The sequence below is a fragment of the Streptomyces sp. NPDC018026 genome (assembly GCF_044327745.1).
Classification (GTDB): Bacteria; Actinomycetota; Actinomycetes; order Streptomycetales; family Streptomycetaceae; genus Streptomyces; species Streptomyces rubrogriseus.
The window spans coordinates 743,332-757,920 of the sequence record NZ_JBIRFY010000003.1 but is presented as its reverse complement, the minus strand read 5'-3'; the positions used below and the strand labels follow the sequence as shown (position 1 = coordinate 757,920).

Annotated in this window: 13 protein-coding genes and 2 pseudogenes; 10 read left to right on the top strand and 5 right to left on the bottom strand. The window is 70.3% G+C overall.

Going from position 1 to position 14,589, the window contains the following annotated elements:
* The first annotated feature begins 134 nt into the window (after positions 1-134).
* A complete protein-coding gene (locus ACH4D3_RS13595; RefSeq protein WP_398320880.1) occupies positions 135-527 on the top strand; it encodes a DapH/DapD/GlmU-related protein in 393 nt (130 codons plus the stop codon).
* Positions 528-632: 105 nt separating this feature from the next.
* On the opposite strand, the gene ACH4D3_RS13590 is transcribed toward ACH4D3_RS13595, so the two are convergent.
* Positions 633-1,538, bottom strand: coding sequence for an arginase family protein (locus ACH4D3_RS13590; protein ID WP_398320878.1), 906 nt, complete (start codon positions 1,536-1,538; stop codon positions 633-635).
* A gap of 61 nt (positions 1,539-1,599) precedes the next feature.
* Positions 1,600-2,308, bottom strand: a pseudogene (locus tag ACH4D3_RS13585) (SOS response-associated peptidase).
* Between the two features lie 150 nt (positions 2,309-2,458).
* On the opposite strand from ACH4D3_RS13585, the gene lepB reads away from it, so the two are divergent.
* On the top strand, positions 2,459-3,118 hold the full coding sequence (gene lepB, locus ACH4D3_RS13580) for a signal peptidase I (protein ID WP_398320875.1): 660 nt from the start codon (positions 2,459-2,461) through the stop codon (positions 3,116-3,118).
* Positions 3,119-3,352: 234 nt separating this feature from the next.
* Here the strand turns inward: lepB and ACH4D3_RS13575 are convergent, their stop codons facing one another.
* Positions 3,353-4,021 (bottom strand): peptidase E, encoded by a 669-nt coding sequence (locus tag ACH4D3_RS13575; protein WP_398320872.1) that lies wholly within the window; start codon positions 4,019-4,021, stop codon positions 3,353-3,355.
* Between the two features lie 73 nt (positions 4,022-4,094).
* Here ACH4D3_RS13575 and ACH4D3_RS13570 point away from each other — a divergent pair.
* Positions 4,095-4,975: pseudogene (locus ACH4D3_RS13570) on the top strand (serine hydrolase domain-containing protein).
* Here the strand turns inward: ACH4D3_RS13570 and ACH4D3_RS13565 are convergent.
* Positions 4,972-5,730, bottom strand: coding sequence for an IclR family transcriptional regulator (locus ACH4D3_RS13565; protein ID WP_398320869.1), 759 nt, complete (start codon positions 5,728-5,730; stop codon positions 4,972-4,974). The pseudogene ACH4D3_RS13570 and the gene ACH4D3_RS13565 sit on opposite strands and share 4 nt — an antisense overlap.
* Positions 5,731-5,988: 258 nt before the next feature.
* Here ACH4D3_RS13565 and ACH4D3_RS13560 point away from each other — a divergent pair, with 258 nt between their 5' ends.
* From ACH4D3_RS13560 to ACH4D3_RS13535, 6 genes are all read left to right on the top strand, one after another.
* The gene (locus ACH4D3_RS13560; RefSeq protein WP_398320866.1) at positions 5,989-6,567 is read left to right on the top strand and encodes a VOC family protein; all 579 of its coding nucleotides are present in this window, start codon (positions 5,989-5,991) and stop codon (positions 6,565-6,567) included.
* Positions 6,564-7,547, top strand: a complete 984-nt coding sequence (locus ACH4D3_RS13555) for a fumarylacetoacetate hydrolase family protein (protein ID WP_398320864.1) — start codon at positions 6,564-6,566, stop codon at positions 7,545-7,547. Before ACH4D3_RS13560 ends, ACH4D3_RS13555 begins: the two co-directional genes overlap by 4 nt.
* Entirely contained in the window at positions 7,547-8,629 is a 1,083-nt protein-coding gene (locus ACH4D3_RS13550) for an alpha/beta hydrolase family protein (protein ID WP_398320861.1), read from the top strand. The genes ACH4D3_RS13555 and ACH4D3_RS13550 overlap by 1 nt, the downstream gene beginning before the upstream one ends.
* A 57-nt stretch (positions 8,630-8,686) precedes the next feature.
* On the top strand, positions 8,687-9,619 hold the full coding sequence (locus ACH4D3_RS13545) for an NADP-dependent oxidoreductase (RefSeq protein ID WP_398320858.1): 933 nt from the start codon (positions 8,687-8,689) through the stop codon (positions 9,617-9,619).
* Positions 9,620-9,670: 51 nt separating this feature from the next.
* Entirely contained in the window at positions 9,671-11,221 is a 1,551-nt protein-coding gene (locus ACH4D3_RS13540; RefSeq protein WP_398320855.1) for a bifunctional 3-(3-hydroxy-phenyl)propionate/3-hydroxycinnamic acid hydroxylase, read from the top strand.
* A gap of 85 nt (positions 11,222-11,306) precedes the next feature.
* Complete coding sequence (locus tag ACH4D3_RS13535; RefSeq protein WP_398320852.1) at positions 11,307-12,110, top strand: alpha/beta fold hydrolase; 804 nt, start codon at positions 11,307-11,309, stop codon at positions 12,108-12,110.
* Here ACH4D3_RS13535 and ACH4D3_RS13530 read toward each other — a convergent pair.
* Positions 12,055-12,948 carry a helix-turn-helix transcriptional regulator gene (locus tag ACH4D3_RS13530; RefSeq protein ID WP_398320849.1) on the bottom strand — a complete coding sequence of 298 codons (894 nt, stop codon included), beginning with the start codon at positions 12,946-12,948 and terminating at the stop codon, positions 12,055-12,057. The two genes, ACH4D3_RS13535 and ACH4D3_RS13530, sit on opposite strands and share 56 nt — an antisense overlap.
* A gap of 147 nt (positions 12,949-13,095) precedes the next feature.
* On the opposite strand from ACH4D3_RS13530, the gene ACH4D3_RS13525 reads away from it, so the two are divergent.
* Entirely contained in the window at positions 13,096-14,058 is a 963-nt protein-coding gene (locus ACH4D3_RS13525) for an aldo/keto reductase (RefSeq protein WP_398320846.1), read from the top strand.
* Positions 14,059-14,589 lie beyond the last annotated feature (531 nt).

Here is a 14,589-nt window from a genome sequence, read left to right as displayed (position 1 = left end):
CTGTACCGCCTGGGCGGCGTTCTCCCGACCCAGGGTGACCGCGTCAAGGCCGGCGTCGGGAGCAGATCAACACGCTCGCGTACGCCCAGCAGCAGGAGATTCACGGGCGCTGGAGCGAGCTCACCGGGCAGGAGGTGGACGAGACCTTCCACCTGATCCCGCCCGTCTACACCGACCACGGTGTGAACATCCGGGTGGGCCGCAACGTCTTCGTGAACCCGAGCTGCCGCTTCAACGACGTGGGTGGCATCGAGATCGACGACGACGTGATGCTCGGTCCGGACGTCGCTCTGATCACCTCCGGGCACCCGTTGGACGTGGCGCGGCGGCGTACCGGGATCACGTCGGCCCCGATCCGGATCGGACGCAACGTCTGGATCGGGGCGTCCGCCGTGGTCCTGCAGGGTGTGACCATCGGTGCTGACGCCGTGGTCGCTGCCGGTGCCGTCGTGACTCGTGATGTTCCCGCCCGAAGCGTCGTCGCGGGGGTACCGGCGACGGTGATCAGTTCCGGGATCTCGTGCTGACCCCGCGGTGGCGAAGGGCGGCTGGGCGGGGACGACCACCCGGACGAGACTCCGCGACAAGTTGATCGCGGCGTGCGCCGTGGGCCTGGCCCGGGCTGATGCGTCTCAGTCGGTGGTGAAGGCGGCCACCACCAGGTCCGTCAGCAGGACGCCCGCGCTGCCGTCGGGGTCCAGGTCCGGGTCGTAGATGGTGACGTTGAGGCCCGCACAGCGCGGGGAACGGACGAGCGGGCGCAGCAGGGCGGTGACTTCGCCGGGCAGCAGTCCGTCGGGGTCCGGGCTGTCGACCGCGGGCATCACCGAGGGGTCGAGGACGTCAGCGTCCAGGTGGATCCAGAAGCCGTCGAGTGCTGCCGCGTCGAGGTCGGCGGCGGTCGCGGCGCCCAGGTCTGCGGGGTCGGTGCGGCGCAGGTCGGAGACGGTGGTGACGGGGACCTTCAGCCCGCGCAGCTCGGCGACGTCCTCGTCGTCCACGAAGGCGTCCCGGGTGCCGAAGAGCCGGACGTCCTCGTCCCGGAGGTAGGGCCGCAGCCCTTCGAGGTCCGTCAGATCCTCCTGCCCGCGCCCGGTCGCGAGGGCGAGTTCCTCTCCCCCGGCGGCGCCGATCCGGTCGGAGGTGCCCGGATGGCGGAAGTCGGGAGAGGCGTCGATCGACACCAGGCCGTACCGGCCGAGACGGCGCAGGGCCAGCGCGGCGCCGAGTTGGATGGAGCAGTCCCCGCCGAGGACGAGGGGGAAGCGACCGGCGGACACGTGCGGCTCGATGCGGTCGGCGAGGGTGCGTGTGTAGGCGGCGATGGCGCGTGCGTTGAAGACGCCGTCGCCCTCCTGCCAGTCGCCGCGGTCGTAGCGGGGCGGCACGACGACGCCTCCTTCGAGGGCGCCGAGCCTGCGTACGATCCCGTTGTCCCGCAGCGCCCCGGCCAGCTTGTAGCAGCCGGGGACGGTGCCGGGGGCCGGCGGGCGCAGACCCAGGTTGGAGGGGGCGTCCATGACCACGATGTTTCGCATGGCGTCATCCTCGCCGTCGCGGTGCACGGTGTTCAACCGGTCTTTCGCGAGCGGTGGTTGTTCATGGGCCGGGGTCTCGATCGGGCGGAGTGGCTCCGGTTTCCGGACCGGTGACCGCATCGACCAGCTGGGGACCGTTGTTGCGGACGTTGTTGACCGCCGCGGAGACGGGGCGGGCGTCGAGCCGGCCGCCCGCCGGTTGCTCGAGCAGGTCGCGCAACGCGCCGGTGTCCTGGTGGGAAGGGTCGAGCCAGACGTCGTAGTGCTCATCGGCCACGGTCAGCGGCATGCGGGGGTGAACGCGTCCGGCGGCGTCGGTGGCATCGGTGGTGATGATGGTGCAGGTCGTCAGCCAGGCCGACGGGTCGTCGTCGTGCCGGGCGTCCGGGTCACGCCAGTACTCGTACAACCCCGCCAGGCTGCCACTCGTAGAAGCCGTCGGCCGGCAGGAGGCAGCGGCGCCGGGCGAACGCCGGGCGGAAGGCCGGTTTCTCGTGGACGGTCTCCACCCGGGCGTTGATCAGCCGGGCGCCGATCTTCGTGTCGCGGGCCCAGGACGGCACCAGACCCCAGCGCAGCCTACGCAGGTGCCGCGCCGCCGGAGCGCCCGTGGAGGCGTCGCGCGAGGGGCGCTCGAGGACGGCCCACACCTCGTCGGTCGGCGCGACGTTCCAGCTCGGCGCCAGGGGATCGCCGAGGTCCCGGTCGGCGATCCGGAACTGCCGGGCGAGGTCGTCGGGACCGCGGGTGGAAACGTACCGGCCGCACATGGAACAACTGTCGCTCACTCCTGGCGCTCGCCGCGACCGCAAGGACCACGTGTCGCACGCCGGGGGCGCCTCCGCAAGGTGCGTTTCCGTCCGGGACCGCTTAACCTCTGCTGGTCCGCCCGCCCGGGGCGGTTTCCGGGAGGGGCATTCATGACGCAGCGCAGAGCGGGCGGCCGGCTGAGAACCGCGGGCTGGGTGCTGGTCCCGCTCGGGCTGGTCCTGGTGCTGGGGAGCACCGGCTGCTTCTTCGCGAGTCACCAAGGGGTCACTGTCCGAGGCGAGTCGATGGAGCCCACGTACCGCCAGGGCGAGCACCTGGTCGTCGAGGACATCGGCACGGACGAGATACGCCGAGGCGATGTCGTGCTCGTCCGCGTGCCGGGGAAATACCGGGGAGCCCCTGTCCTGCGGCGGGTCATAGGGACGGGCGGTGATCACGTGGAGAGCGACGGGGACCGGGTCACGGTGAACGGGAAGCCGCTCGACGAACCCTACGTGCGACGCGACGAGTTCACCCCCCGAGCGGCACCGTACGACGTGGCGGTGCCGAACGGGCGGTTGTTCCTGCTGGGTGACAACCGGGGGAACTCGAACGACTCACGCTTCTCCCTCGACGAGCAGTCGGGCAGCGTAGCGGCCACCGGGGTCCTCGGGCGCGTGCGGGACGGGTTCGTCGTGCCCCCTACGCTGCTGACCCTCGGCGGGCTCGGGATCGTGCTGGCCCTGGTCGGGGCCGGACTGGGGATCAGCGGGCACGCGGCCCGGGGTGTGACCAGGTCGCACCGCCACGTGAGCCGTGGAGCCCGATGAGCCCTCGCTGCCGTGGCCTCAGGCGGCCGGGGCGACGGGGCCGCACATCGCGTTACCGTGCTCGGCCGGGTCGTCGGTCACCAAGGACTGCACGGTGCGGTTGAGACTGCCCGACGCCGAGGTTGGGCGGGTCCTGGCCGACGCCCTCGCCGAGAAGGGCTTGGCCCTCTTCCCGGAACAGCCCCCACCGAGCACGAGTGCCGGAAACTCCCGGTCAAATCCCTCGCAACGGCGTCAACGGTGGAAGCGCCACCGGCCTTCGGATACGACATCCACTTCGCCGTCCCTGACCCGAACGGCCGTCTCGTCATCGATGAAGTAGATCGGGAAGTCCGCCCGCGCGGTGATCCGGTCGGCCCAGGCGTCGTCCCGCTCGGGGAAGTCCGGCGAGTACAGGTGGGGCTTGAGGTACCAGTCGAAGAGGCCGAACGGCGGGTCCACGCTCGTCGCGCCGAGCGCGTTGAGGTCCTTGGCGTCGCCGATGACGTCGGCGGAGTGTCCCGTGAGGTTGCGGCTGAAGATCATTGATCCGGCGCTGACTCCGACGTAGACACGGCTCCGCAGCGCCTCCAGGAAGCCGTCGGCCAGGCCGTTGCCGGTGATGCTTCGGGCGAGGTGATAGTGGTTGCCGCCTTCGACGTAGACGACGTCGGCGTGGAGCAGCCGGTCGAGCACCAGCTGCCGGGGCAGGCCGTTCAGCTCCAGGATGTCGAACTCCCGCCAGCCGAGGCCGTGCAGGCGGTTCATGTCCGCGACGACCCACCCGTGGTCCCCAGGTTCTGCGACGGATGCGGTGGGAACGAACACGACGTTCGCCGATCCGAACGGTTTGCCCAGCATGTCACGCAGCGCATCCCGCAGTGTCTCGTTGCGCAGGCCGCTCGCCGTCAACAGGAAGTTCATCGGGCGAGCCAAACACGGCTGACGGGCGCCACGCAAACGTCCCCCGGGCCGGGGCGACGCGGCTCCGGCCGTCATGGTGGAAGGGCACCGACGCAGCGCCGCAGCGACCACCACCGCGGAGTCCGCCGCCTCCGTCGACCACTCCCGCCTGCGGGGACTCCTGGGTCGGCTGACCACCGTCGACGGCGCGCCCGGAGCGCTCGCCGAGGTGCGGAACCGGCGCGGGGGCACCGTGCTGACCAGCGGTGTCGGAGACGTGAGGAGCCAGGCCCGGATACACCGCGACAGCAGGTTCCGGATCGGCAGCATGACCAAGATGTTCACGGCGACGGCCTTGCTCCAGCTCGCGGGAGAGCGTCGCGTCGCCCTCGACGCCCCGGTCGAGCGCTACCTGCCCGGCGTCGTGCGCGGACACGGCAACGACGGACACAGGATCACCGTCCGCCAACTGCTCCAGCACACCAGCGGCCTGCCCGACTTCCTCGACCACCTGGACCTCGTGGACTTGGCGCTCGAACACCGCCGGTCTTCGAGCCCGGCACCGGCTGGGACTACTCCAACACGGGATTCCTGCTGGTCGGCATGATCATCGAGAGGGTGTATGCGCAGCCGGGCGTGGGCGCGCCGCTCCTGGACGTGACGAGGGTGAGCCCCTCCGTCGGTGGTGCGGCCGGCTCCATGATCTCCAGTGGCACCGACGTCAACCGGTTCCTGGCCGCGCTCCTCCGCGGCGAACTGCTGTGCCCGGCCGAGCTGCGGGAGATGATGACGGTCCGGCCCACGGGCAACGCGGACGGCCGCGCCTACGGTCTGGGCCTGGAGAGCCGGCCACTGCCCGGCGGGGGGGCACTACCGGGGACACACCGGGGACTTCCTGGGGTACGAGACCATGGCCGGCGCCACAGTCGACGGCGGTCAGGCGACAGTCATGGTGAACCTCGGTCCGCGACCTAACCGAGGCGCGCGCCGAGTTCGGTGGCGGCTGTGACCACGGTGGCGCCGAGGAGGGCGAGTTTGGCCTCGGTCCGCCTCGCCGGGCCCGACACCGACAGAGCTCCGCAGGCCACGCCCTGCCGGTTCCGTACGGGGGCGGCCACCGCGCAGAGGTCCCATTCGCTCTCCTCCAGGTTGGTGGCGTAGCCGGTCTCCCTCACCTTCTCGAGCTCGGCCTCGAGCGCCCGGCGCGTGCTTACCGCCCGCTCGGTTCCGCCTCGCAGCCGCGCCCCCGGGTAGCGGCGCCGCAGCTCTTCGCGGGAGAGCTCGGCGAGCAGCGCCTTCCCCGCGGCAGACGCGTGCGCCGGCCCTCGCTGCCCGGTCCGCAGCCCGGCACGGATCACCTGCTGGCTCTCCACGCCTTCGACGAAGACGGTCTCCGTCCCTTCCAGGACGAGCAGATGCGCGGTCTCGGTGGTGTCCTCGACGAGTCTTTCCAGCAGGAGACGCGCTTCGTCGCGGAGGGAGACAGCCCCCATCACGGCGATGCCGAGCCTGGCCAGTGCGGGTCCGGGTCCGTAGCCCTTGGTCCGGGCGTCCTGGCGGAGCAGGTCGCGGGCCTGCAGGGTGGTCAGCATCCGATGGGCGGTCGACCTGGCCACCCCCAGCTCGGTGGACACGTCGGTGACTCGCAGCGACGGACTGTCCACCAGCATCAGCAGGATCCGCGCCGCGTTGTCGATCGATTCCACCGGGTAGGCGGCCGACGCTGCCACGAGCCCCTCCATCTCGCCGTCGTCACTGACCGGCTGTTCTGGTGATTGAACTGCATTTCGCCAGCCAGAATAGTCGCCACTCCATCGTGGCCACCACTCCCCCTACCTTCCACCCGTTCTTCCTCACTCTCCTTCTCGTGTTCTGTCGAGCAGAACGTCATCCAATAAACAGAACAGGCGACCGTTGACGCGACACCGGAGCCGAGTTAGCGTGCAGAACATGATCTGCTCTGCGGAACAACCTCCAGGAGGAGCGACGTGACCACTCCAACGCCGTCCGTCGCGGAACTCGGCCATGTGGGCCTGCGCTGTCACGATGTGAGCCGACAGCTGGCGTTCTACAGCGACGTACTCGGCCTGACGGTCACCGACCATGACGAACGGCTCGGCATCTGGTTCCTGTCCGCCCGGCCGGACACCGAACACCACGAACTGCTCCTGGCCGAGGGCCGGGACGCGCCACTCGGAGTCAGACTCATCCAGCAGGTGTCGTTCCGGTGCGCGCGCTTCGAGGACGTCCTTGGCTTCCACCGGCGCTTCCGGGAGCACGACGTACGGCTCGACATGATCGTCTCGCACGGCAACGCCGTCGGCGTCTACTTCTTCGACCCGGAGGGCAACCGGTGTGAGGTCTACTGGCGGACCGGGCTCGTGGCACGACAGCCCTTCGTCGAGCACATCGACATCGAGACCGATCCGGAGGAGCTGCTGGACGCCGTCCGGGCTTCGGTCGAACGCCACGGCACGACGGGCTTCACCGAGGAGAGCTACCGCGCCTGGACGCGCGAACAAGCGGTGGCGGCAGCCTTTGACGCAGGCAAGGAGGTAGGCCGGTGAAATTCGTTCGCTACGCGGACGGACCGTCCTCACGCGTCGGTGTGGTGGACGGCGACCTGGTCCGGGTTGTCGACGGTCCGACGGACCTGCTGCCCCTCGTCGAGGCCGGCAAGGACGAGTTGCTCGCTGCCGGACGGACCGCTCTGCGGCGCGGTGCGACCGTGCCCCTGCCGGACCTCGTTCCGTTGTCGCCGATCGGGACACCTCCGACCGTCCGCGACTTCTACGCGTTCGAACAGCATGTCCGGGCAGGGCGTGCCTGGCGGGGCCTCGAGATGGACCCGGACTGGTACGAGCTGCCGGTCTTCTACTTCTCCAACCCCTACGCCGTCACGGGCTGCGGGCCGGTGCCCATGACTCCGGGTGCCGAGCGTTTCGACTTCGAGCTGGAGGTCGCCGCGGTGGTGGGCCACGGCGGACGCGACCTGACCGCCCAGGACGCCGAAGACGCCGTCGCCGGCTATTGCGTGCTCAACGACTGGAGCGGCCGGGACGTCCAGCAGCGTGAGATGAAGCTGTCGATGGGGCCGGTGAAAGGCAAGGACACCGCGACAAGCCTCGGCCCGTACTTCGTGACCCCGGACGAGATCGCCGACTTCCGCGAGGGCCATGGGTACCGCCTCGAAATGACCTGCACGGTCAACGGTGTCCTCTACTCCCGCGCCCTGTGGTCGGACATCCACTGGTCGTTCGGCGAGATGATCGCCTACGCCTCCCGCGGTACCGAAGTGAGGCCCGGCGACGTGATCGGCTCCGGCACCTGCGGCACCGGCTGCGTCCTGGAGCTCTCCCGCACGCACGACTCGGCGACCTACCCGTGGTTGCAGCCGGGCGACGAGGTCGTCGCGGCGGTCGAAGGTCTCGGCGAGCTGCGCAACACCGTCGTCGAGGCCACGCCGGTCATTCCGTTGCGGACCCCGGGCGCGGCAGGGCAGGACGACGGAACACGACCGCGCTTTCCCGACAAAGCCGCGCGCTGATGGACGCTGCAGGGCCGGCGGAGGATCCGGCCAAGCTTCGGGCCGCGTTGCTGCGCGCCATGCCGATGTCCCGCATGCTCGACTACGGCATGGACCACGGGGACGCCGTCCACCTGGCCGGCGCGGCCGTCTCGGAACCGTGGCACGAAGTCGCAACTCGCCTGGCCGAGGCGCAGTCGACGCGCGCAGCGGCGGCCGCCGACCGCGGTGACGTCGAAACCGCGGTCGCGTGCCATCGCCGGGCGACGGCCTGCCTGGTCTTCGCGCAGATGGCCTTCAACAGCGACCACCCGGCCAAACGCGCGCTCTACGTCCGGCTCACCCGGGCCTACCAGGCCGCGGCCGAGCTCGACACCGAGTTGCACGTGGAGCGGCTGTCGATCCCGTTCCTGCAGAGCCACTGCACCGCCTGGTTCGTGAGTCGGTCCGGCGCTCGCCCCGGCCCCGCGGTGGTCGTCGTCGGCGGACAGAGCGGTTGGGGCCCGGCCTTCCACCGGCAGGCCGAGGCCCTGGCACGGCGGGGACTGTCGGCCGTTCTGTTCGAGGCACCGGGCCAGGGTGATACGCGCATGGCCGGCGGACTGCACCTCGACGCAAGCGTCGACCGGGCCTTCAGCGCGGCTCTCGACTCCGTACGTACCCGTACCGGCTACGACGGCCGGTTCGGGGTATGGGGAAACAGCTTCGGCGGACTGCTCGCCGCCCGTGCCGCCGTGCACGACAGCCGTTTCGGCGCGTGCTGCGTCAACGGGGCCAACGCGAGGCCGGAGCCACTGCCGTTCCGGACCGCACGCGAACAGTCGCAGGCGCTCCTGGGTGTCGACACCGACGCCGAAGCCGCAGCCGTCTTCCGCACTCTGTGGCTCGACCCGGCGGTCGACCGGATGAGTGCCGCGATGCTCGTGCTGCACGGCGGCAACGACCCCCTGGTCCGCCTCGACCAGCAGAAGGTGTTCCTCGACCTGTCGGCACACCACACCCTGCGGGTGTGGGACGACGGCGAGCACACCGTGTACAACCACTCGGCCGAGCGCACGGAGTTCGTCTGCGACTGGTTCCGTGCCCAGCTCCGCCGTGGGTAACCCGGAACATCCCACACCTTCCCGGACAGCACACCTCACGGAACCATCGAGGAGACCATGAAAGCCATCGCACTCCCGCACTACGGCGACGCGAACGCCCTGGAACTCACCGAGCTGCCGACGCCGGCGGTAGCGCCCGGGGAATTCCTGGTTCGCGTCAAGGCAGCCGGGGTGAACCCGGCCGACGAGAAGATCGCCGTCGGCAACCTCGACGGCATCATGGTGACCCACTTCCCCCTCGTCCCGGGCTTCGAGATGGCCGGCGTCGTCGAGGCCCGTGGATTCGGCGCCACCGAGTTCGAAATCGGCGACGAGGTGATCGGCTTCGTTCTCAAGGACTGGGCGCAGAACGGCACTTACGCCGAACTGGTCTCGGCCCCGGCCCGCACACTGGCACGCAAGCCGGAGTCCTGGGACTGGCTGCATTCGGCGTGCCTGCCGCTGAACGGGCTGACGGCTTACCAGGCCATCGAGCGCATCGGCATCAGCGAAGGCGACACCGTCCTGATCCACGGCGCCGCGGGTGGGGTCGGCACGCTCGGCGTGCAGATGGCGGTCGCCCGGGGCGCCCGCGTCATCGGCACCGCGAGCGAGCGCAACCACGACTACCTGCGTGAACTGGGCGCCACCCCCATCACCTACGGAGCCGGCCTGGCCGACCGGGTGCGCGAACCGGCTCCGGAGGGCGTCGACGCGGCGCTCGACTTCTTCGGCGGGGACTCGGTGGCCGTCTCGCGGAAGGTCCTGAAGGATCCCGCGCGGGTCGCCTCCGTGGCGGACGTCACCGCACCAGAACAGGGGGGCCAGTTGGTGTGGGCACGCGCGAACGCCGACGAGCTGACGGAGGTGGCTGTGCTCGCCGAGTCCGGGCAATTGTCCGTCCCCGTGAGCCGTTCCTTCCCGCTGGAGGAGGCCGCCGACGCCTGGCGCATGCTCCGCGTGGGCAGTCGCACCCGCGGCCGGATCGTACTGGACATCGACGCCGCCTGAGGTGGTCTTCCGGCGTGCACGCGCACCGGTGCAAGCGAAGGGTTGGGACACATGAAGCCTGCCGATGAATCCCGAACATCCACCACCGGGCCGGATGCCGTGGACGCGGACGTCCTCGTCGTCGGGTACGGCCCGGTCGGTCAGACCCTGGCTGCTCTGCTGGGGGCAGCGGGGCACCGTGTACTGGTCTGCGAACGGCGTGTGGGGCGCTACGAGACGCCACGCGCCGGGCACTTCGATCACGAAATCATGCGCGTCTTCCAGTCCTTGGGCATTGCCGAAGTCGTACGGCGCATTGCGGTACCGGCGCGTGTGTACGAGTTCCTCGATCCCGACGGGAGCGTGATCTCTCGTCTGCCGAGGGAAGGTGCCGCCCTCTCCGGCTGGGACGCGTCGTACCACTTCTACCAGCCGGAACTCGAAGACGCCCTGGACGCGGCGGTCCGCGGTGCGTCAACGGTGGACGTTCGTTTCAGTGCGGAGTTGGTCGATCTGCGTCAGGGGCGCGACCACGTGGTGGTGACGTTGGCGGACGGCGCCGTGGTCACCGCCCGCCATGTGGTCGGGGCGGACGGCGCCAACAGCAAGGTCCGCACGCTCTGCGGCATTCCGACGAAGGATCTCGGCTTCCGGGGCGACTGGCTGGTCGTGGACGTACGGCCCCGTCCTGGCGCCCCGGTGCCGGTCATCCCGGACACCGGCCAGGTCCTCGACCCGGCGAGGCCGAAGCACATGGGCCGGGTGGCCCAGCGTTACTTCCGCTGGGAGTTCATGCTCGTCGAGGGCGACGATCCGGCCGAGATGGTGCGACCGGAACGCGTCCGGGAGTTGCTCAGGCCCTGGATCGGCCCGCAGGAGGGTGAGCTGATCCGGCAGACCGTCTACCAGTTCCGTTCCGTGGTGGCCGACACGTTCCGCCACGGGTCGGTTCTGCTCGCCGGTGACGCCGCTCATGTCATGCCGCCCTTCCTCGGACAGGGCATGAGCTCCGGCGTCCGGGACGCGGCTACCCTCGGCTGGATGCTCCACCTCGTACTGACCGGCGCCGCGGACCCGGAGCTGCTGGACCTGTACACGCTCTCCAGGAGGCCGCAGGTCATCGACTACATCGAGGAGTCTGTGCGGGTCGGGACCGTCGTCTGCGAGACAGATCCGGTTCGTGCGGCGCGGCGTCGGGAGGAGATGCGGTCGGCGACCGAGCTTCCGGCGCCGTTCGCGCCGCCGGTCGGCGCGGGCTTCCGAGCCGGGCAACCGCTGGCCGGCCACTTGGCCGTACAGCCCTTTCTGCTGACGGGCGGCGGGAAGACCGAGCGGTCGGACGACGTGCTCGGCCGCGGGTTCACCCTGTTCAGCGTGGTCGAACCGGACGCGGCGACGACCGCGGCCGTGGCGGACCTCAAGCACGCGATCGGGCTGCGGTCCGTCGTCGTGGGTGCCGCAGGGGTCCAGGAAGAGGGGGAAGCGCTGGGTGGCTGGCTCAAGGAGGCCGGTGTCGTGGCTGTGCTGGTCCGCCCGGACTTCTATGTCTTCGGCACGGCCACCGACCTCTCCGAGGTGGTGGATCTGCTCACCTCACTTCGCGCGAGCCTGTCGCTGGTGTAGCGGCGTGACACCCGCTCGCGCGGCGAACGACGACGGCACGGACAGCGACGACAACACCGGTCACGTGACACACGGGAGGAATCTCATGCCGAGGACGAACAACGGTGTCCACTTCGAGGTGCGCGGAAGCGGGCCGGACTCGATCGTCCTGTTGCCCGGACTCGGGTGCTCGCTCCAGTGCTGGTCCGAGACAGCACCCCTGCTCGACGGCTACCGCCTCATTCTCATGGACCTGCCGGGCCACGCCGGCTCCTTCCATGCGCCTGCCGACGGATCGAGCCTCAGTCGGATCGCCGAAACGGTGACCGACGCCTGTGACGAGCTGGGCCTCGAACGCTTCGCCCTCGTTGGTCTCTCCTTCGGTGGCGCGCTCGGCGTGCGGATCGCTCTCGACCGGCCCGACCAGGTGTTCGCGGTCATGGCGCTCATGCCGTGGAACGCGGGCGGTACCGAGGCGGGCGATCCGGTCATCGAGAGATTCCACTCGTCCTTCCGTGACGTCGAGGCCATCACCGAGGCGATCGGGGCCATGTCGCTCGACCCGAGCCGGACGACCGACGTGGTGCGCACGATGACGGGTGGCGTCACGGAGCAGTTCTGGCGCAGTTGGCTCGGAAGTGGTGGCGGCGCTTACACGAGCATGTTCGAGGAGCTGTCCGGGATGGCCGTGCCGGCGTGCTACGTCATCGGCGGCCGGGACACCATTGCCCCGCGGGACAAGCTGATCGCCGACGTCCGCGCGATGCCCGGGGGCAGGCTGGTCTACCTGTCGGACGCGGGGCACCTCGCACCGTACGAGTCCCCCGAGCTCGTCGCCAGGGAGATCCGCGAGTTCATCGGCCGCTACGCGCACCCGTCGTCGTCGAGTCCCAACTCGCGAGGAGTCTGAGCCGTTCCTCGGACGCGCTGCCGGGTTCGGCGGTGTAGACGATCAGATCGTGCACGGCCCGGCCCGGCAGGGGCAGGTCGAGGGACTGGAAGGTCAGTTCCAGGTGGCCGGCGTCGGGGTGCTGGAGCCGTTTGACGCCGTCGTGGCGCATCAGGACGTCGTGCGCGGCCCACTGGCCGCGAAACTCCGGGCTGAGGGTGGACAGTTCGCCGACGAGTTCGCGCAGTGCCCGGTCGCGGGGCTCGCGCCCGGCCTCGGCGCGCAGCAGGGCGGTGGTGGCGGTACCGGCGGCGTCCCAGTCCACGAAGAAGGTGTGCGCAGCCGGGTCGAGGAAGATGTAGCGGGCGATGTTGGGGCGGCCGCGACGGTCGGTGGTGGCGCTGTCGAACAGCGGCGCGAGCAGGGCGCGGGCCAGGGGGTTGCGGGCGACGATGTCCGTGCGGCCGTTGCGTACGAACGCCGAGGACATCGTCATGGAGTCGAGCAGCCACTGGATCCGGCCTGGGACCTCGACGTCCCTGCGACGCGACGGGGTGCGACTCGCGTGCCGCGAGGACCGGGCCAGCTCGAACAGGTAGGTACGTTCGTCGTCGTCCAGTCGCAGGGCACGGGCGACCGCGTCGAGGACACCCTCGGACACGCCGGCGATGTGGCCCTTCTCCAGCCGCGTGTACCACTCCGTGCTCACACCGGCGAGGACGGCGACCTCCTCGCGCCGCAGCCCGGGGACCCGGCGACGGGCGCTGGTCGGCAGCCCGGCCTGTGCCGGGGTGATCCTGGCGCGTCGGCCGGCGAGGAAGTCCCGGATCTCACCGCGGGTTCCGGGCTGCTGGTCCATGGATTCATGGTAAGCGCCGGTCACAGAGCGAAGGGGGGGTTGAGGTTGTACCCCCATGAACGCGACCTTCTCCGGCCCGCCGCGAGCGCGGTCTCCTGGGTTCGAACGTTGCGACACGATCCCGAGAACGAACAACGGAGCTGAGACATGACGAGCAGGGGGCTGACGGTGCCGGCGGCGGCGTTGGGCACATGGGCCTGGGGAGACAGCGGTGAGGCGGGCGACGGCTACTTCGGCAGTCGGCTGAGCGAGTCCGGACTGCGGGAGGTCGTCGAGAGGGCGCAGGCGAACGGGTTCATCTTGTGGGACACCGCCGTGGCATACGGCATGGGCCGCTCGGAGAGCGTCCTCGGCCAGGCGCTGTCGGGCCGGCACCGCAGCGAGTACCAGCTGTCGACGAAGTTCACCCCGCAGCTCGCGGGCGACGGCGACGATCCGGTCGCGGACATGCTGGAGCAGAGCCTCGACCGACTGCGTACGGACTGCGTGGATCTCTTCTGGATCCACAATCCTGCCGACGTGGCGCGGTGGACGCCGTCTCTGATCCCGCTGCTCGAGAGCGGCAGGATCAAGCACGTCGGCGTCTCGAACCACAATCTGGAGGAGATCGCTCTCGCCGATCAAATCCTCGGCGAGGCCGGCTTTCGCGTGGAGGCCGTACAGAACCACTACAGCCTCCTGTACCGGGGTTCCGAGCGGGCGGGCATCCTCGACCACTGCCGCGAGCACGGTGTGCGGTTCTTCTCCTACATGGTCCTCGAGCAGGGAGCGCTGACCGGCAGGTACAGCCCGGCGAATCCGTTGCCGGAGGGAACCAGCCGGGCGGCCGTGTACAACGGCGTCCTGCCCCGGCTCCGGGAGCTGACGGACCGGATGAAGGTGATCGGCAAGGACCGAGGCGTGTCCGCCGCGGAGGTTACCATCGCCTGGGCCATCGCCAAGGGGACCACCCCGATCATCGGGGTCACGAAGGCGGCCCACGTCGACGGGGTGGCCCGGGCCCGCGGCATCGAGCTGACCGACGAGGAGATCGCGGAACTGGAGGCGTTGGCGGATGCCACGGACGTCGACACGCGCGGCTGGTGGGAGCAGGAGATGATGCGGCGCTGACAAGCAGGCCCTGCGGGCTGCCCCTCCCCTACGCGGGACGCATGGTCACGGCGCCGCGGAAGCGTCCGGCGAGATTGCGGCCCCGTGTCGAGCGACGCGTCGGGAACGGGCAGCCGGTGGGCGTCGCCCCAGGTGTCCCCCACCGCCCCGTTGGCCCACGGCGGCGAGCAGGTGCCGGGTGTACGCCTCCCGTGGCGACTCGTAGACCTCGTTCGACTGCCCGTACTCCACCACCCGGCCCCGCCGAGGGCCGTCTCCGGATTCGGAACGGCTGGACGGCACGGGACCTCGGGCCAGGTGTCACCGCCCTTGTGGAGCACGGGACTTGCCGACTTCGTCCCGAGAACGCGTCGCCTCCGTACGATGGCGTCGTGATCCGCAGCCGACGCCGTCCCGCGGTCCCGCGTGCTCATGCCGTTCGGCTGTTGTTGATCCTCACCGCGTAAACGCCGTCCCGCGCCCCACCGGGACGGTCGCGCCTCCCTCTCCCCCGTTCGCGCGGGGCACGACCCGTGCCCGCCTGCGACCGAC